The organism is Pseudoduganella sp. jia 12 (assembly GCF_055502675.1).
This window is the reverse complement of record NZ_JBUXKP010000003.1, coordinates 227,129-244,932: the sequence shown is the minus strand read 5'-3', so window position 1 is coordinate 244,932 and position 17,804 is coordinate 227,129. Positions and strand designations below refer to the sequence as shown.

The following is a 17,804-nucleotide window of genomic DNA, read 5'->3' as shown; positions in this document are numbered from 1 at the left end:
CCTCTAAAACAACAGCCAACGCGAGACCGGGAGGTCTGGCGCTGGCGGAATGGTTGCCATTATCTCAATTGGCGGCGGCGGCCGGCATCGGTGCGGGTCTGGTAGCGCTGTAAGACGAGGCTTACAGCTGAGCTGCATCCGCTAGCCTTCCTCGCGGCGGCGGCGCAGCCAGATGGCGCCGGCGATCATGGCGATGCCGGCCAGTGCGCCGCCGATCATCTCGGGCGTCGCCACGGCTGCCCACGACGACTGGAAGATCATGTCGAACGCCGCCACGGGCCCCCGGGTGTTGGCCGTGACATCCATGTCGCGCGCCCTGTGGGCCACGTCGCTGGCCATCAGCCACGTACCCGGCATGACGCCGATCAGCAGGCGGGAAATGAGCTTTTCGATCAGCCACTGCGGATGGATCGCGACCTGCAGGCCCTTCTGCATCCACACGACGAAGATCATCGCCGCCAGCGGCACGCCCACGGCCCACAGCAAGACCTTCGAGCGCGCCCAGGCGGAAACGAGCAGCAGCCATCCCACGGTGGGCAGCGCCCACAGCGCATACACCGGCAACAGCGACAACATCTTCAGCGGGCCAAGCCAGAACTGCGGGTGCGACAGTACCAGCGGGAATACATTGACACCCTTGAAGGCAAGGGCGGTCATGCCGATGCCGGTCAGGATCAGCGAGGTCGCCAGTTCCACCGCGATCATCAGCAGCGGAATGCCGATCAATGCCAGCGCGGCCTTCGACAGCACGGTCTCCGCATCCGATACCGGCAGCGATTTCCAGAACAGGATGCTGCGGTCGCGCCGCTCGTCGTACAGCGCGCCGAGGCTGTAGAAGAACACCATGAAGGCGAGCGCCAGGTAGACTGGCGCCGCGCCCACGGGCGACAGGGCGACGATTCCCTCGGCGAGGCGCTGTTGCTGTTGTTCGCCGAGTTCGATGGTGGCCCCGGCGACGGAAGTCGTCACCCCGTCGACGTGGATCGTGGCGTTGTGGCCGGTGACGGCCACCCCCAGCACGATCACGATCATCAGGGCGGACAGGGCCAGCGGCACCCAGGTCAGCATGCCCTTGTGCTCCCACATCTCGCGGCGCAGCAGCCATTGCATCGTTTTCGCGTTCATTCGTAGCTCCCTTTCATGCTGGCGACGAACAGGTCCGCCACGCTGGGCGTGCGCACTTCGCCGAGGTTTTCAAGCTGCTGCTTCGGCACGCCGTCGAACAGCATCACGCTCTTGCCGAACACAGTGCGCTGTGTCAGCGGCTGCAGCGCGGCGGCCGCCGCGGCGTGCTGCGGGTGCACCATCACCTCGCTGTAGCGTTCGCCGATCTCTTCCATCGACGCGGCCAGCGCAATGCGGCCTTCGCGGATGAACAGCACGTCGCTGAGAATGTGTTCCACTTCCTCGATCTGGTGGGTGGTGATGACGATCGTCTTGTGCTCGTCGAAGTAATCTTCCAGCAGGTTCTGGTAGAAGCTCTTGCGGTACAGGATGTCCAGCCCCAGCGTGGGTTCGTCCAGCACGAGCAGCTTCGCGTCGATCGCCATCACGAGCGCCAGGTGGAGCTGCACGATCATGCCTTTCGACATGGCGGCCACGCGCATGCCGGGTGCCAGCTTCGTGCCGGCGATATAGCGCTCGGCCTTGGCGCGGTCGAAGCGCGGGTGGATGCCGGCCACGAAATCGATCGCGTCCTTCACCTTCAGCCAGCGGGGCAGGATGGCCACGTCGGCGATGAAGCACACGTCTTTCATCAGCTCGTCGCGGTGCGTACGCGGATCGAGGCCCAGCACGGACAGTTCGCCATCGAACTGGCACAGGCCCAGGGCCGCCTTCAGCGTGGTGGTCTTGCCGGACCCGTTCGGGCCGATCAGGCCGACGATGCGACCCGGCTGCACGTCGAAGCTCAAGCCGTCGAGCGCGGTGCTCTTGCCGTAGCGCTTGACGAGGTTGCGGGCGGTGATGACGGCGCTCATGGGGCACTCCCCGGCTGCGTGGCGTGCAGCAGCTGTGCCACGTCCAGCCCGAGCCGGCGGATGCGTTCCATCATCGCCGGCCACTCCTCGCGCAGGAAGCGCTCGCGTTCGGATGCCAGCAGTTTTTCCACCGCGCCTTCGGTTACGTACATACCCACCCCCCGTCGTTTTTCCACCAAGGTTTCGTCGACCAGCTCCTGATAGGCCCGCGATACGGTAATCGGGTTCAGCTGGTAATCGGCCGCCACCTGCCGCACCGACGGCAGGGCGTCGCCGGGCTTGAGCAGGCCATCGAGCATCATGCCGATCATCCGCTCCTTCAACTGGCGGTAGATCGGCGCATTGTCATTCCACATACATGGGTCCTCCCGTATCGGTGCATTATTCAAGTGGTGATGTAGTAAACTATAACACCAAATCTGGCGCACGCAAGATCTGGCGAAAAAATCATGCGCTTGAGCGACCCGAACGGCGTCGCTACCGGCCCCAGGTGGTGCCGGGCGGCCCTTTGCACGTGCCGAAACATCTTTATTCGGCCAAAACAGAGATATTCCGCGTAAATATATCGGTCATTTATCCCCGTGATTATCGGCGCAAAGCCGCATATTTACACGGATCGATATTTCAACGATTACAATAAAAATATCCTGGCAAAAAAATATAACCAGCCGGAAATACGTAGTAATACGCATCGCAAAATTCGCAATTGCGCACTGCAAAAAACGCGTGCTATATTGTTTCCACAGATGGAGTCTCGTTGACATTTCCCGGGTAATTACGAGGAGATGCCGCGGCTTCGCCATTCATTGCCAGTGCAGCGCCTCTCTCAGTCGGGAGCACTGCCGCCCACGATTATTCGATAATCAGCGATTCTTATTACAGATGCGTGGGATGAGGGGCTGGCGCGTACGACTGATAATCGATTCGAACGCGTGTGCCATGAATATCCATCACCTCAAGCAAGATATCCCGGCAGGGATTGTGGTTTTTCTCGTTGCCCTGCCTTTATGCCTCGGCATTGCCCTGGCCTCCGGTGCGCCCTTATTTTCGGGGATTATCTCGGGCATCATCGGAGGCATTATCGTCGGGCTCCTCAGCGGCTCGCATACCAGCGTCAGCGGCCCTGCCGCGGGCCTTGCCGCCGTCGTGCTGGCATCCATCACGAAACTCGGCGCCTTTGAAATCCTGCTGGCATCCATCGTGATCGCCGGCTTCCTGCAGCTGGCCATGGGCATCGCCCGCGCCGGCTTCATCGCCAACTATGTGCCGTCCAACGTCATCAAGGGCCTGCTGGCCGCCATCGGCGTGCTGCTGATCCTGAAGCAGATCCCGCATGCGCTCGGCTACGACGCCAACAACGCCGACGAATACTCGTTCTTCCAGGCGAACGGCGAAACCACGTTCTCGGCCCTCGGCAGCGCCCTGGGCAGCATCACCCCGGGCGCGGTCATCATCGCGGCGCTGTCGATGCTGGTGCTGCTGTACTGGGACCGTACCCCGTTGAAGAACGTGAAGCTGCTGCCCGCGCCGCTGTTCGTCGTCGTGCTGGGCGTGTCGCTGCACCTGCTGTTCAGCCGTTTCGCCCCGGGCCTGAGCCTGGAGCAGTCGCACCTGGTGGAGATTCCCCCGGTCGACGTGGGCAACCTCGGTGCCTACCTGAACTTCCCCGAGCTGCGCCATTTCGCCAATCCGGACGTGTGGTTCGTGGGCGCCACGATCGCCATCGTGGCGTCGCTGGAAACGCTGCTGAACGTGGAAGCGGTGGACAAGGTCGACCCGCAGAAGCGTGAAACGCCGCCGAACCGCGAGCTGGTGGCGCAGGGCGTCGGCAACATCTTCGCCGGCCTGCTCGGTGGCTTGCCGCTCACCTCCGTCATCGTACGCAGTTCCGTGAATGTGCAGACGGGTAACGCTACCAAGGCCTCCGCCGTGATCCACGGCCTGCTGCTGCTGGCCGCCGTGCTGGTGCTGAGCCCCGTGCTGAACCAGATCCCGCTGGCCGCGCTGGCCGCGATCCTGATCATGACCGGCTACAAGCTGGCGAAGGTTTCGCTGTTCCGCGACATGTACGTGAAGGGCGCCTCGCAGTTCGTGCCGTTCGTGATCACCGTGGCGGCGATCGTGTTGACCGACCTGCTGATGGGCGTGATCATCGGCCTGGCCGCCAGCCTGTTCTACCTGCTGCGCAGCAATTTCCGCAACCCGTTCGCGATCGAGCAATACCGCCTGCACATCGGCGAAGTGATCAAGATGGAATTGCCGAACCAGGTGTCGTTCCTGAACAAGGCCACGATCAAGACGGCGCTGTGGGAAGTGCCGCCCGGCTCGAAAGTGCTGATCGACGCGACCAATGCCGACTACATCGACAACGACGTGCTGGAAACGATCGAAGACTATCGCGTGGCCGCTTCCGGGCGCGATGTGCAACTGAACGTGATCGGCCTGCGCGACGAGTACAGCCTGGCCGATCCGATCCAGTTCGTGCCGGCGCTGGACAAGGAAACCCAGACGAGGCTGCAGCCCGAGGAGGTGCTGCAACTGCTCAAGGATGGCAACGAGCGCTTCCAGGCTGGCCGGTGGATCAAGAAATACTACCTGCACCAGGTCGACGCCACGGCCGGCGGGCAGCACCCGATGGCCGTGGTGGTCAATTGCATCGATTCGCGCACGTCGCCGGAAATCATCTTCGATGCCGGCCTGGGCGACCTGCTGACGATCCGCATCGCCGGCAACGTGATCAGCGACGAGATCATCGGCAGCCTGGAGATCGCCCACAAGCTGGGCGCCAAGCTGATCGTCGTGAAAGGGCACTCCAGCTGCGGCGCGATCGGCCTGGCGCTGAAGAACGTGGATGCGCACAGCATCGGCACGATCACCGGCAAGATCCAGACGTCGATCTGGCAATGCCAGTGCGCCAGTCATGCCACTTCGGGCGCTGCCGCACCGGTGGGCGCCGAATTGCTGGAGCAGGTCACGCGGCAGAATGTGGAGAATTCGCTGGCCGAGATCATCAACGGCAGCGAGTACCTGCGCGATTGCATCGCGCGGGGCGAGATGGGCCTGATCGGCGCCTACCACGACATCGCCACGCGTACCGTGGAGTTCGGCGAGCTGGTGACGCCGGACCGGTTCGACCGCTACCGTTCCGACCGGGCCGGGCTGGCCGCCTGATCCGGCAAACCAGCCGCTTCCAGCGCATTCGACGTGGCGGCACCGCTTGCCGTGTTGTCGAGGATGCACCAGGAGCCGGGGTGCCGCGCCAGCCAGGCGCGCACCTCGTCCATCCGTTCCGGCGTATAGCGCGAGTAGTAGATGCGCGGGTTGCCATGCAGCCGCACGTAGGCCGGTGCGGCGGTCGGTTCGAACGCGCCGCTGTAGCCGACCACCGGATCGGCCAGCACGCGCGTGATCCCGGCCTGCCGCAGCAGGGTCGTCGCCTCGGGCGTGAACCAGGTGGCGTGCCGCGCCTCGCAGGCGATCATGCAGCCGAAGCGTTGTTGCAGCGCGGCGAACAGCGCACCGGCGGCGGCGGCATCCAGTGCCAGGCTGGGCGGCAACTGCACCAGCACGGCGCCGAGCCTGTCGCCCAGCGCACCGGCTTCCCCCGCGAAGCGGGCCAGCAGGTCGTCGACGCCGTGCAGCCTTGCCTCGTGCGTAATGGTGCGCGGCAGCTTCACCGCGAAGCGGAAATGCGGCGGCGTGGCGGCGGCCCAGCGTTCATAGGTCTTGGGTTGATGGGGGCGGTAAAAGCTGGTATTGATCTCGACCGCGTTGAAGACGGCGGCATAGCGTTCCAGCTGGCTGCCCTCGGCCGGGAAGGCATGCCAGGTCTCGCGCGGCAGGCTCCAGCCGGCCGTGCCGATATGGGCGGAAAGAGATGTGGAAGATGGGTTCATGACCCAACGGTACGCCGCCCGCCGCGGGGCGACCGTTCGCTTGCGCACACGGCCCGGCGGCACATATCTGTTACGCCACCTGTTACATTATTTGACACATTTCCAGCCTCGATCGGCTATCATCGCCCGTCTTTGTCATGAGAGGAAGGGTGCCGACGATGTCTCGAGCACGCAGGATGCTGTTGATCGCGCCGCTGGCCGCGGCTGCCTTGCTGGCGGGCTGCGCCAGCATCACGGGCCCGCGCGAAGTGGAGGTCCCGCTGGAGCGGCTGCAGCGCGGCCTGGAGGAACGCTTCCCCATGCAGCAGCGAGCGCTGGGTGTCTTCGAACTGCAGCTGTCCCGGCCGCAGCTGTCGATCCTGCGCGATAACGACCGGCTGGCGTTGTCCACCACGGTTGCCGTCACTTCGCCGTTGTCGCGGCCGTTGCAGGGCAACGTGGCGCTGTCCGGGCGGCTGCAGGTCGACAATGTACGCAACGCGGTCGTGCTGAGCGACGCGCGGATCGAGGGCTTCTCCATCGACGGTACCGATGCGGGCACGCGGGGCCAGCTGGCGGCCGCGGCCAATGTCGTCGTCGAACGTCTTGTGCGCGACGTGCCGGTGTATCACTTCCGCCCGGATGAACTGCGCTATCTCGGCGTGCAATACATACCGACGACGATCCATACGACGCGCCAGGGCTTGAGCATTCGCTTCGAGCCCGTCAAGTGATACCGGTGATTGCCTTGCAGCTCGTAAGTTGCACTGGGGAATCGGAATCCCTACAATAAGCGCCGGGTGAACAGGTGGAGAATGCGATGATGGTCGGAATCGGGCTGCACGTGCTGGTGGCGATCTTTTTCGCCGTGCACGCGATCCGCAGCCGGCAGCAGACGGTCTGGCTGATGATCCTGTTCGTGTTTCCGCTGTTGGGCAGCCTCGCGTATTACCTCGGCATCTACTTGCCGGCATTGCGGGGCGATAGCGGCGCGCGCACGGAGGTGGGCGGTGCGGACACGGCATTCGTTCCCGCGCGTGAACTGCGCGATGCCCAGGCTGCCGTTGCATTCACCCCCACGGTACAGAACCAGATTCGCCTTGCCAATGCCCAGCTCGAGGCCGGCGATGCGGCAGGTGCCGCCGCCACGTTCGCCACCTGCCTGCAAGGCGCCTTCGCCGCCGATCCGGATATCCGCCTGGGTGCCGCCCGCGCCAGCCTGGCGTGCGGCCGTCAAGCCGAGGCGCTGGCGCACCTGGAACGGTTGCGGCGCACCGATCCGCATTTTCGCCCCGAACAAACGAGCTTGCTGATGGCCCGCGCGCTCGGCGTGGCCGGCCAACGCGACGCCGCCCGGGCCGAGTTCGAAGCGGCCGTGCATCGCCATGGCAGCTTCGAGGCCAAGGTCGAGTTCGCGATCTGGGCGGTGGATGCGCGCGAATTCCAGCTGGCGCACCGGCTGCAGAACGACCTGCAGTCGACGATGGACCGCTGGAACCGTCACACGCATGCGATGAACCTGCCACTGATCCGCCGGCTGGAGGCGGCGTTTGCCGGCGTGCCGCGCCAGCATTAGCATCCGGCGCACCCCGGTCAGGAAAGGGTGCTGCGCAGCAGCTTGTAGGCAGCCAGCCTTTCCTTCAGCCCCACCGTGCCGCCGTTGATGCGCCGCGTGATTTCCACGAAATCTTCCAGGTCGTCATCCGGCTTGTCGTGGTCGGCCAGCGCGTTCAGGCCGCGGCTGTCCCAGAACCATGCGGCCGACAGCGCCGCCACTTCCTTCGACACCAGCCGCTCGGGCGCTCCCACCAGGTCGAGGCCCAGCGCTTCGCCGGCCTGCTGGTAGTTGCTGCGGCCGGTCAGCTGGATGAGGCCGCGGCCACGGAAACGGAAGCCGTCGCCGCTCGCCTCGTCGCCATTGCCCATTCGCCGCGCATACACGAAATTGGCCAGCCGTTCCGGGTTCTGCACGAACGGCGTGGCGCTGGCCACGCTCGGGAACCGCTTCGGCCAGACGGCCATCAGCCGCGCGGGCGTGCGGTAGAACAGCGATTCCTCCAGCCGGTTGAAGTGGCCGGATTCATGGCTGGTTTGCGCGAGAAACGCGCACACACGATCGCGCGTGGTGATGTGGAAGCGGCCCAGTGCACTGTCGAGCGCGGTCGCCCAGTCGTCCGCGTCGGCGCAGTCGGGGTATACCCGTCGTAAAGTTTCCGACAGGTTCATTTCTCCATTCAGCATGATGGCTCCTCAGGACTGCCGGGCAAGTCCGTCGCTGCGGCCCGGCTCGTTATCGTTATTCCATCATCCAGCTTATTTCGTGGCGCGCATATTTCAAGTAACCTCGCTATTCTTCGCGAGGAATACCACATTGAGCCAGCCATCGTCCACATCGCTGTCGCGCTACCTGCTGACCCAGGCCTACAACAATGCGTGGTCCGACCATCGGCTGCTGCGCGCCTGCAATACCCTGTCGCAAGCCGATTTCGAGGACGCGACACGCACCAGTTTCTTCCCCAGCATCCGCTACACGCTGAACCATAACCTGGGCGTACAGCGCTTTTACCTAGATGCGCTGTGGCGCAACTTGCGCGGCGAGCCGCCACATCCGGACTACGAAACGTTCTTTGAACCGGAAGAGCCGTATGCCACCTGTGCCGCGCTGTGGCAGGCGCAGCGGGAAAGCAACGATTCGCTGATCGCGTATTGCGCCAAGCTGACCGACGACGCACTGGACGCCATCGTGGTCATCGACCGGGGCGACACGTTGCAAACCGACACCCGCCAGCGGCTGCTGGCGCACCTGTTCCAGCATCAGATCCATCATCGCGGACAAGTCCACGCGATGCTGGCCGGCACCCCGGCGGAGCCGCCACAGCTCGATGAGTTCTATTCGTCAGGCGAGGCCGATTTACGCGCGCAGGATTTTGCCGAGCTGGGGTGGACCGAGCAACAAGTCTGGCGATAATGCAAAACAGGGGACGTACCCCTGTTTTCAGGAAATTTTGTCTTCAAAACGAAATTTCCTCTAAACCAGGGTACGTCCCCAGTTTTGAAGCAATGCAAGATGCTGGTGCCGGGCAAAACTGGGGACGTACCCCTGTTTGCCGGCAACATCGGTGGGTCAGGTCTACAAAATTTCCGCTAAACCAGGGTACGTCCCCGGTTTCGGTTCAATGCAAGATGCTGCCGTCGAGCGCATGGCGCGTGATCGCGCCATCGTCGCCGATGGCGATCCAGCCGCCGCGCGGCGGTGAAGCTTCCGGCTCCCAGTCGGGCAGCACGTAGCGCAGCTTGCCGTCCACGGCATGCAGGGCAGGGCGGTGGGTATGCCCGTGGATCATCACGGTGGCATCCGTTTGCGCGAAGACGGTGGCGATCGCTTCCGGCGTCACATCCATGATCTCGTACGATTTTTTGCCCTGATCCTTGCGGCTGTTGTCACGCAGGCCGGCGATGATCGCCTTGCGCTGCGCCAGCGGCATTGCCAGGAATTGCCGTTGCCAGGCGCTCTCGCGCACCTGTGCGCGGAATGCCATGTATTTCGTATCGTCAGTGCATTGGGCATCGCCGTGCACGAGCACGATGCGGCGGCCATGGTCTTCGATGACCCAGGTTTCCGGCAGCAGCGTAACGCCCGCGGTGGAGGCGAAACGCTCGCCGACAAGGAAATCGCGGTTGCCGGCGATCCAGAAGATGTCGACGCCGCTATCGGCCAGCCCGCGCAGCGCGGCGGCGATACGGGTGTTGAAAGCATCGGCGAGGTCGTCGTCGCCGGCCCAGTATTCGAACAGGTCGCCCAGCAGGTAGAGCTGCCGGGCGGAGCGGGCCCGCTCGTGGACGAAGCGCAGGAACGCTTCGGTCAGGGCGGGCCGGTCGACCTGCAGGTGCAGGTCGGAGACAAACAAGATCAAGATGCGAGGCCCGGTGAATTACGCGGCTTCGACCTTTTCGATGATCACGTCTTCCACCGGCACGTCGGCGAACATGCCGCTGCGCGTGGTTTTCACCTTGCGGATTTCATCGACGACTTCCTTGCCTTCGGTGACCACGCCGAACACGGCATAGCCCCAGCCATCCTGGCCCGGGTAGTCGAGGAAGCTGTTGTTCTTCACGTTGATGAAGAATTGCGCGGAAGCGGAGTGCGGTGCCGACGTGCGGGCCATCGCCAGCGTGTAGGGCTCGTTCTTCAGGCCGTTCTTGGCTTCGTTTTCCACGGTCTGGTCGGCAGGCTTTTGCTTCATGCCCGGTTCGAAACCACCGCCCTGGATCATGAAGCCATCGATCACGCGGTGGAAGATCGTGTTGTCGTAGTGGCCGGCCTTGGCGTAGTTCAGGAAGTTCTCGACGGTCTTCGGCGCCTTTTCGGCATCCAGCTCGGCAACGATCTTGCCCTTGTTCGTGGTGATGGTAATGGTGGTCATTGTGCTTTCCTGTTGTTTGGGAAGTGTTCGGAAAAGGGCCGCGATCTTACCGCAGCCGATGGCAAAACGCTATTTTACTGTGCCGGCGCCGGCACCGCTTCGGCTGGTGCTTCCGGCGCCGGGGTTGCCACCGGTTCCGGTTGCGGCTCTGCCGATGCTTCGGCCTGCGCAGCCTGCCCCGGTGCCGGCTTCGGCGTGATCGGCTTCTTCAGCAAGGTGGCCGACTTGATGACGATCGGCGTGACCGGCACGTTCTGGAATACAAAGCTTTTATCGTCCACCAGCACGCCCTTGATCTTGTCGACCACTTCGTACCCCGAAATGACGCGGCCGAACACCGTGTAGCCGACGCCGTCGAAGTTCGGGTAGTCGAGCGCCATGTTGTCGGCCACGTTGATGAAGAATTGCGACGTGGCGGAGTTCGGATTGTCCATGCGCGCCATGGCGACCGAGTATGTCACGTTGTTCAGGCCGTTCTTCGATTCGCTGGGAATCGGCGGGCGGGTCGGCTTGCCCTTCAGGTCCTTCGTGTAGCCGCCGGCCTGGATCATGAAGCCGTCGATCACGCGGTGGAAGATCGTGTCCTTGTAAAAACCGCTCTTCACGTAAGCAAGGAAGTTCGCCGTGGACTTCGGCGCCTTGTCCTGGTTCAGTTCCAGCACGATCTCGCCGGCGGTCGTCTTCAGGGAAACCTGCGGATTGGCAGCGAACACGGAACCGGACAGCAGCAGCCCGGCAATCACCGTTCCGTACGACACCTTATTGTTCAGCTTATTGTTGTGCATGTTCCTGTCTTTCTGTTGCGGTTGGATATTGAGCCCAGCACATTTTAACAATGCTATACTTGGCGACCGCTCCATTCTAGACCGTCTTGGGTGGAACGAAGAACACCAGAAATAAGAATAGAAACACGAACGCGGTAACAGAACTACAGCAGAAACGAAAGCAGAACTACCGAGGGTCTGTCCGGCTTCCCAGGCGAACGAGAAACCCGGCGCGGCGTGCAAGCCGGTGCCCGGCTTTCTCATTGCGCGCTGGCGGTGGCATTCGCAAAGAATAAGAGTCCGATGAGCAACTTAAAGATCTATAACACGCTGGCGCGCGACAAGCAGACGTTCACTCCGATCGAGTCCGGCAAGGTCCGCATGTATGTCTGCGGTATCACGGTCTACGATTACTGCCACGTGGGCCACGCGCGCATGATGATGGCGTTCGACGTGATCTACCGCTGGCTGACGACATCGGGCTACGATGTGCAATACGTGCGCAACGTGACGGACATCGACGACAAGATCATCCGCCGCGCGGTCGACAACAACGAATCGGTCCGCGCGCTGACGTCGCGTTTCGAGCGCTACATGGATGAAGACACGACCGCGCTGGGCATTCTGCCGCCGACGAACGTGCCGCACGCCACCGAATATGTGCCGCAAATGCTGTCGATCATCGAGCAGCTGGAAGCGAAAGGCCTGGCCTACCAGGGCGAGGACGGCGACGTGAACTACGTCGTGCGCGGCTTCGAAGGCTACGGCAAATTGTCCGGCAAGTCGCTCGACGACCTGCGCGCCGGCGAACGCGTGGACGTCAACACCGGCAAGCGCGATCCGCTCGACTTCGTGCTGTGGAAGGCATCGAAGGAAAGCGAACCGGCCGAAGTGAAATGGCAATCGAAGTGGGGCAGTGGCCGCCCGGGCTGGCACATCGAGTGCTCGGCGATGGCCTGCGCGCTGCTGGGCGAACAGTTCGACATCCACGGCGGTGGCCAGGATCTGCAGTTCCCCCACCACGAAAACGAAATCGCGCAATCGGAAGGCGCGTTCGGCAAGCCGCTGGCGAACTACTGGGTCCATAACGGCTTCGTGCGCGTCGATAACGAGAAGATGTCGAAGTCGCTCGGCAATTTCTTCACGATCCGCGACGTGCTGAAAAAGTTCGACGCCGAAGTGGTGCGCTTCTTCATCCTGCGCGCCCATTACCGCAGCCCGCTGAATTATTCCGACGTGCATATCGACGACGCGCGCGGCGCCCTCACGCGCCTGTACACGGCGCTCGATGGCGTCGAAGGCGATGGCGCGGCACTGGACTGGAACGAAGACCACGCGAAGCGCTTCGCGGAAGCCATGGACGACGATTTCAACACGCCCGTCGCCGTGGCCGTGCTGTTCGAGCTGGCATCCGAAGTCAATCGCTCGAAGTCGCCGGAAGCGGTGCGCCAGCTGCAAGGCCTGGCCGGCGTGCTGGGCCTGCTGGAACGCAGCCCACAGGCATTCCTGCAGGCCGGTGTGGCCGATGCGTTCGGCGAAGCGTCCATTGCGGAAGCGATCGCTGCCCGTGCGGCGGCGAAGAAGGCGCGCGACTTCGCGCAGGCGGACAAGATCCGCGCCGACCTGCTGGCTGCCGGCGTCGTCCTCGAAGACAAGCCCGACGGTACGACGAACTGGCGCCGCGCATAATGGCTCTCCAGTCCAGGGACAAATCGGGCGGCGCGGGCCGCCAGGTGGCCGTGCCGCCATACTGGGAAGAGGCGAAGGCCGAACTGATGCGGCGCGACCGCATCATGAACAAGCTCATTCCCCAGTTCGGCGACCTGCACCTGGTGGGGCACGACGACCCGTTCACCACCCTGGCACGCTCGATCGTCAACCAGCAGGTCACGCCCAAGGCCGCCAACGCGGCATGGCAAAAGCTGCTGCTGGCGATCCCGAAGTTCACGCCCGCGCTCGTCATCAAGGCCGGCGCGGTGGAGCTGGCCGCCTGCGGCCTCTCGAAGCGCAAGACCGAATACATCCTCGACCTGGCCGACAATTTCAAGGCAAGGAAAGTGCATGCCGGCGAATGGCACCAGATGGAGGATGAAGCCGTCATCGCGGAGCTGGTCCAGATTCGCGGCATCACGCGCTGGACAGCGGAAATGTTCCTGATCTTTAACCTGCTGCGGCCGAACGTGCTGCCGCTGGATGACCCGCGCCTGATCGCGGGCATCAGCCACAACTATTTTTCCGGGGAGCCTGTTTCGCGCAGCGACGCGCGCGAAGTGTCGGCGAACTGGGAACCGTATCGCACCGTTGCTACCTGGTATTTGTGGCGTAGCCTCGATCCTGTTCCGGTAGAATAGCCAAAAAATTCTGAAGCCTCGCCCGCTCCCGCCTGCGCGAGCGCGCCCTGGGTTCATACTCTCGGAGGACCAATGACCAAAACTACTTTCCTCAATTTTGAACAGCCCATCGCGGAGCTCGATTCCAAGATTGAAGAGCTGCGCTTCGTGCAGGACGATTCGGCCGTCGACATTTCGGAAGAAATCGACCGCCTGGCCAAGAAGAGCCAACAACTGACCAAGGACATCTACGCCAAGCTGACGCCATGGCAGGTGTCGCAGATCGCCCGCCATCCGCAGCGGCCGTACACGATGGATTACGTGAACGAGATCTTCACCGACTTCCACGAGCTGCACGGCGACCGCACGTATGCCGACGACCAGTCGATCGTCGGCGGCCTGGCCCGCTTCAATGGCCAGCCCTGCATGGTCATCGGCCACCAGAAGGGGCGCGACACGAAGGAGCGCGCACTGCGCAACTTCGGCATGCCCAAGCCGGAAGGCTACCGCAAGGCCATGCGCCTGATGAAGGTGGCCGAGAAGTTCAACCTGCCGATCTTCACGTTCGTCGACACGCCTGGCGCGTTCCCCGGCATCGACGCCGAAGAGCGCGGCCAGTCCGAGGCGATCGGCCACAACCTCTATGTGATGGCCGAACTGAAGGTGCCGCTGATCGCCACGATCATCGGCGAAGGCGGCTCCGGCGGCGCGCTGGCGATCGCCGTGGGCGACTCCGTGCTGATGCTGCAATACGCCACGTATTCCGTGATTTCGCCGGAAGGCTGCGCATCGATCCTGTGGAAGACGGCCGAGCGCGCGTCCGAAGCCGCCGAAGCCCTCGGCCTGACCGCCCACCGCCTGAAAGCCATGGGCCTGGTCGACAAGATCGTGTCCGAACCGCTGGGCGGCGCCCACCGCGACCCGAAGGAAATGGCCCGCCTGCTGAAACGCGCGCTGGCCGACTCGCTGCGCCAGTTCCAGGGCGTCAAGACGAAAGACCTGCTGGACGCCCGCCACCAGAAGCTGATGAGCTACGGCAAGTTCAAGGAAACGACCTTGCCGGAATAATTCCCAGCAAAAAAACTTGCTTCAAAAATGGGGACGGACCCCATTTTCCGAGAAACATTGCTTGGAAAATGGGGTCCGTCCCCATTTTGTTTTTTTGCCACGTTTATGAATCCGCGCCATTCCGATCTCGCTACCGTATTTTCCACCGCACTGTCCGCGCTGCCGCGCTCCCACGACCAGCCCATCGCCATTGCCTACAGCGGCGGCCTCGATTCCTCCGTCCTGCTGCACCTGGCCCATGCAAGCAGCGGTGAGGCGCCACTATTCGCCTTCCACATCCACCATGGCCTGAGCCCGAACGCGGATGCGTGGGAAGCCCATTGCGCGGCCGAATGCGCCAGGCTCGGCATCACGTTCGCAGCCCGCAGGGTCACGGTGGCGGACCGCAAGGCCGGCACCGAGGCGTCGGCACGGCAGGCGCGCTACGCGGCCCTGGGCGAGTTGTGCCGCGAGCATGGCGTCACGCTGCTGCTGACGGCCCACCACCTCGACGACCAGGCCGAAACGGTACTACTGCAACTGGCGCGCGGCGCGGGCCCCGCCGGCCTCTCCGGCATGGATGCGTTCAACACGGCGCCCGGCCTGCTGGGCAGCGACGACATCGTGCTTGCCCGCCCGCTGCTGGAAGCCTCGCGTGCGCAACTGGAAGCCTGCAAGCGCGAACACGAAATCGCGCACATCGACGACGAGTCGAACGCCGACACCCGCTACGCCCGCAACGCGCTGCGCCACACGGTGATGCCGGCACTCGCCGCGGCCTTTCCGGGCTTCCAGGAACGCTTTGCCCGCAGTGCCGCGCATGCGCGCGCCGCCCAGCGGCTGCTGACCGAGCTTGCCGAGCAGGATCTGCAGGCCGGGCTGGCGGAGGACAGCATCGCGGTCGACCAGCTGCGCGCGCTGGGCGAGGACCGCCGCAACAACCTGCTGCGCCACTGGTTCGGCGTGCGCGGCATCCGCATTCCTTCGGCCGCGTGGCTGGCCGAGATGGTCGCGCAATTGCTGGAGGCGCGCGAGGGTGCGGAGCTGCTCGTCTCGCACCCCGACTGCGAAGTGCGCCGCCACCGCGGCCGCGTGCACCTGGTGCCGAAGCCGAAAGACCTGGCCGGCGCCGAGGAGGATGAATACGACGAGCGCCCCGTCCAGCACTTCCGCTGGAACGGCGAAGCGTCGATCGCTTTCCCCGATTATGGCGGCACGCTGCATTTCGACCAGGCGGAGGAGGGGATCGCAGCCCAGTGGCTTCAGCAGCAGCAATTGACGATCTCGTTCCGTCGCGGCGGCGAACGTTTGAAGCTCGCGCCGAACCGCCCCACGCGCGGCCTGAAGCAGCATCACCAGGCCATGGGCACGCCGGCCTGGCAGCGCTCCCGCCTGCCCGTGGTCGGCATTCCGGGGCGATTGTTGTTTGCAGCGGGCATCGGCATGGATTGCCATTATGTCGCTGCCGGTTCGAATTTGAATGTGGTTTTGCGCTGGCAGGCAGAATAAAGTTTGGCGATTCGGCGGCTTTCTTATGAGCTTATGCCCTAAGTGTATGACTTCATTACTTTTTTGACTTGTTCTTTTGCATTGCAGCAGGTACAGTAAAGGGCTCCCTTACTTCAACCGATTGAAAAACGCAATGGCTTTAATCGTTCATAAATACGGCGGGACGTCGATGGGATCGACGGACCGTATCAAGAATGTCGCGCGGCGCGTCGCCAAATGGCACGATGCGGGACACCAGGTGGTGGTGGTGCCGTCGGCAATGTCCGGCGAAACCAATCGCCTGATCGCGCTGGCCAAGGAAATCCAGAATCCGCCCGACCCACGCGAACTGGACATGATCGCCTCGACCGGCGAACAGGTCTCCGTCGGCCTGCTGTCGATGGCCCTGCAGGCGATCGGCAAGGCTGCCGTCTCGTACGCGGGCTGGCAGGTCGGTATCAAGACCGACTCCGCGTTCACCAAGGCGCGCATCCAGTCGATCGACGACAAGCGCGTGCGCGCCGACCTGGACCAGAACAGGATCGTGATCATCACCGGCTTCCAGGGCGTGGATGAAAACAGCAACATCGCCACGCTGGGCCGCGGCGGTTCGGATACTTCGGCCGTGGCGATCGCCGCCGCGCTGAAGGCCGACGAATGCCTGATCTACACCGACGTGGACGGCGTCTACACGACCGACCCGCGCGTGGTGTCGGAAGCCCGCCGCCTGAAGAACATCACGTTCGAGGAAATGCTGGAAATGGCGTCGCTGGGCTCGAAAGTGCTGCAGACGCGTTCGGTGGAATTCGCCGGCAACTACCGCGTGCCGACCCGCGTGCTGTCGTCGCTGACCGACCCGCTGATGGACCTGGCCGAGGAAGCCAAGTCCGGTACCCTGATTTCGTTTGAGGAAGACAACATGGAACAAGCAGTCATCTCCGGCATCGCCTTCAACCGCGATGAAGCCAAAATCACCGTCATGGGCGTGCCTGACCGCCCGGGCGTGGCTTACCACATCCTGGGCCCGGTGGCCGACGCCAATATCGAAGTGGACATGATCATCCAGAACCAGTCCGTCGAAGGCAAGACCGACTTCACGTTCACCGTCTCCCGCAACGACTACAACAAGGCGCTGGAAGTGCTGGAAGGGCAGAAGGGCGAACTCGGCTTTGCTTCGCTGGTCGGCGACGCGAAAGTATCGAAGATCTCCGTCGTCGGCGTGGGCATGCGCAGCCACGTGGGCGTGGCCTCGCAGATGTTCCGCACGCTGGCCGACGAAAGCATCAACATCATGATGATCTCGACCTCCGAGATCAAGATTTCCGTGCTGATCGACGAGAAATACATGGAACTGGCCGTGCGCGCGCTGCACAAGGCATTCGAGTTGGAAAAAGAGTAAACATTTCAGAAAAAAACCGCCGATTTCCTTGACCAAACAGGTCCTGGCAATTACTATGGCGGGCATCTGATCTGACGCAGAAATGTTGCAGAAAAGATGATAGGTGAGTAATCATCTAGGAGACGTGGCCGAGTGGCCGAAGGCACTTCCCTGCTAAGGAAGCATATGGCTTATACCCGTATCGTGGGTTCGAATCCCACCGTCTCCGCCAGAACAAAGTAAAACGGCCTCCCCTGCGGGAGGCCGTTTTGCTTTGTTCCGGACGGATCGACGGTGGGATTCGAAGACCACGCGCCTGCAGGCGCGGGGGCTCTCCGAATCGCCCATCTGCTGGCGCTTTAGCGCCAGCCTCGCGCGCCGAGGGCGCGCGGCGTACGCATCATCTTTCGCCGAGGATGGCAGGACGGACGGATCGACGGTGGGATTCGAAGACCGGGCCCTGCCAAGCCCGGGCTCTCCGAATCGCCCATCTGCTGGCGCTTTAGCGCCAGCCTCGCG

The 17,804-nt window shown here is 63.1% G+C and carries 16 protein-coding genes, 1 tRNA gene and 1 pseudogene; 10 read left to right on the top strand and 8 right to left on the bottom strand.

The window, feature by feature from the left end; translation table 11 throughout:
• Positions 1-141 precede the first annotated feature (141 nt).
• From ACY65G_RS07135 to ACY65G_RS07125, 3 genes are read right to left on the bottom strand one after another with little or no spacing between them, the layout of a single operon-like run.
• Positions 142-1,125: a hypothetical protein gene (locus ACY65G_RS07135; protein WP_464996670.1), complete on the bottom strand. Its 984-nt coding sequence runs from the start codon at positions 1,123-1,125 to the stop codon at positions 142-144.
• Positions 1,122-1,979, bottom strand: coding sequence for an ABC transporter ATP-binding protein (locus tag ACY65G_RS07130; RefSeq protein WP_464996669.1), 858 nt, complete (start codon positions 1,977-1,979; stop codon positions 1,122-1,124). The genes ACY65G_RS07135 and ACY65G_RS07130 overlap by 4 nt, the downstream gene beginning before the upstream one ends.
• Positions 1,976-2,335 carry a GntR family transcriptional regulator gene (locus tag ACY65G_RS07125; RefSeq protein WP_464996668.1) on the bottom strand — a complete coding sequence of 120 codons (360 nt, stop codon included), beginning with the start codon at positions 2,333-2,335 and terminating at the stop codon, positions 1,976-1,978. Before ACY65G_RS07125 ends, ACY65G_RS07130 begins: the two co-directional genes overlap by 4 nt.
• 526 nt (positions 2,336-2,861) lie before the next feature.
• Here ACY65G_RS07125 and ACY65G_RS07120 point away from each other — a divergent pair.
• Positions 2,862-5,150, top strand: a complete 2,289-nt coding sequence (locus ACY65G_RS07120; protein WP_464996667.1) for a bifunctional SulP family inorganic anion transporter/carbonic anhydrase — start codon at positions 2,862-2,864, stop codon at positions 5,148-5,150.
• Here ACY65G_RS07120 and ACY65G_RS07115 read toward each other — a convergent pair.
• Positions 5,117-5,875, bottom strand: a complete 759-nt coding sequence (locus ACY65G_RS07115) for a DUF72 domain-containing protein (protein WP_464996666.1) — start codon at positions 5,873-5,875, stop codon at positions 5,117-5,119. The genes ACY65G_RS07120 and ACY65G_RS07115 overlap by 34 nt on opposite strands.
• 176 nt (positions 5,876-6,051) lie before the next feature.
• Here ACY65G_RS07115 and ACY65G_RS07110 point away from each other — a divergent pair, with 176 nt between their 5' ends.
• Positions 6,052-6,588, top strand: a complete 537-nt coding sequence (locus ACY65G_RS07110) for a DUF1439 domain-containing protein (protein WP_464996665.1) — start codon at positions 6,052-6,054, stop codon at positions 6,586-6,588.
• An 86-nt stretch (positions 6,589-6,674) separates the two neighbouring features.
• The gene (locus tag ACY65G_RS07105) at positions 6,675-7,430 is read left to right on the top strand and encodes a tetratricopeptide repeat protein (RefSeq protein ID WP_464996664.1); all 756 of its coding nucleotides are present in this window, start codon (positions 6,675-6,677) and stop codon (positions 7,428-7,430) included.
• Between the two features lie 17 nt (positions 7,431-7,447).
• On the opposite strand, the gene ACY65G_RS07100 is transcribed toward ACY65G_RS07105, so the two are convergent.
• Positions 7,448-8,095 carry a glycoside hydrolase family 19 protein gene (locus ACY65G_RS07100; RefSeq protein ID WP_464996663.1) on the bottom strand — a complete coding sequence of 216 codons (648 nt, stop codon included), beginning with the start codon at positions 8,093-8,095 and terminating at the stop codon, positions 7,448-7,450.
• On the opposite strand from ACY65G_RS07100, the gene ACY65G_RS07095 reads away from it, so the two are divergent.
• Positions 8,094-8,822: a DinB family protein gene (locus ACY65G_RS07095; RefSeq protein WP_464996662.1), complete on the top strand. Its 729-nt coding sequence runs from the start codon at positions 8,094-8,096 to the stop codon at positions 8,820-8,822. The two genes, ACY65G_RS07100 and ACY65G_RS07095, sit on opposite strands and share 2 nt — an antisense overlap.
• A 205-nt stretch (positions 8,823-9,027) precedes the next feature.
• On the opposite strand, the gene ACY65G_RS07090 is transcribed toward ACY65G_RS07095, so the two are convergent.
• The 3 genes and pseudogenes from ACY65G_RS07090 to ACY65G_RS07080 all read right to left on the bottom strand — a co-directional run.
• A complete protein-coding gene (locus tag ACY65G_RS07090) occupies positions 9,028-9,762 on the bottom strand; it encodes a UDP-2,3-diacylglucosamine diphosphatase (RefSeq protein WP_464996661.1) in 735 nt (244 codons plus the stop codon).
• A gap of 24 nt (positions 9,763-9,786) precedes the next feature.
• Positions 9,787-10,278, bottom strand: a complete 492-nt coding sequence (locus ACY65G_RS07085) for a peptidylprolyl isomerase (RefSeq protein ID WP_130185100.1) — start codon at positions 10,276-10,278, stop codon at positions 9,787-9,789.
• 203 nt (positions 10,279-10,481) lie between these two features.
• Positions 10,482-11,063 (bottom strand): annotated as a pseudogene (locus ACY65G_RS07080) (peptidylprolyl isomerase); the annotation flags it as partial.
• Between the two features lie 282 nt (positions 11,064-11,345).
• Here ACY65G_RS07080 and cysS point away from each other — a divergent pair.
• The 6 genes from cysS to ACY65G_RS07050 all read left to right on the top strand — a co-directional run bounded on the left by cysS (position 11,346) and on the right by ACY65G_RS07050 (position 17,517).
• Positions 11,346-12,731: a cysteine--tRNA ligase gene (gene cysS / locus ACY65G_RS07075; RefSeq protein ID WP_464996660.1), complete on the top strand. Its 1,386-nt coding sequence runs from the start codon at positions 11,346-11,348 to the stop codon at positions 12,729-12,731.
• Complete coding sequence (locus tag ACY65G_RS07070) at positions 12,731-13,393, top strand: DNA-3-methyladenine glycosylase family protein (protein WP_130185097.1); 663 nt, start codon at positions 12,731-12,733, stop codon at positions 13,391-13,393. Before cysS ends, ACY65G_RS07070 begins: the two co-directional genes overlap by 1 nt.
• A 72-nt stretch (positions 13,394-13,465) precedes the next feature.
• Positions 13,466-14,440 carry an acetyl-CoA carboxylase carboxyltransferase subunit alpha gene (locus ACY65G_RS07065; RefSeq protein WP_464996659.1) on the top strand — a complete coding sequence of 325 codons (975 nt, stop codon included), beginning with the start codon at positions 13,466-13,468 and terminating at the stop codon, positions 14,438-14,440.
• 105 nt (positions 14,441-14,545) lie between these two features.
• A complete protein-coding gene (gene tilS / locus ACY65G_RS07060; protein WP_464996658.1) occupies positions 14,546-15,928 on the top strand; it encodes a tRNA lysidine(34) synthetase TilS in 1,383 nt (460 codons plus the stop codon).
• Positions 15,929-16,061: 133 nt separating this feature from the next.
• The gene (locus ACY65G_RS07055; protein WP_464996657.1) at positions 16,062-17,306 is read left to right on the top strand and encodes an aspartate kinase; all 1,245 of its coding nucleotides are present in this window, start codon (positions 16,062-16,064) and stop codon (positions 17,304-17,306) included.
• Positions 17,307-17,424: 118 nt separating this feature from the next.
• A tRNA-Ser gene (locus ACY65G_RS07050) sits at positions 17,425-17,517 on the top strand.
• Positions 17,518-17,804: the final 287 nt, after the last annotated feature.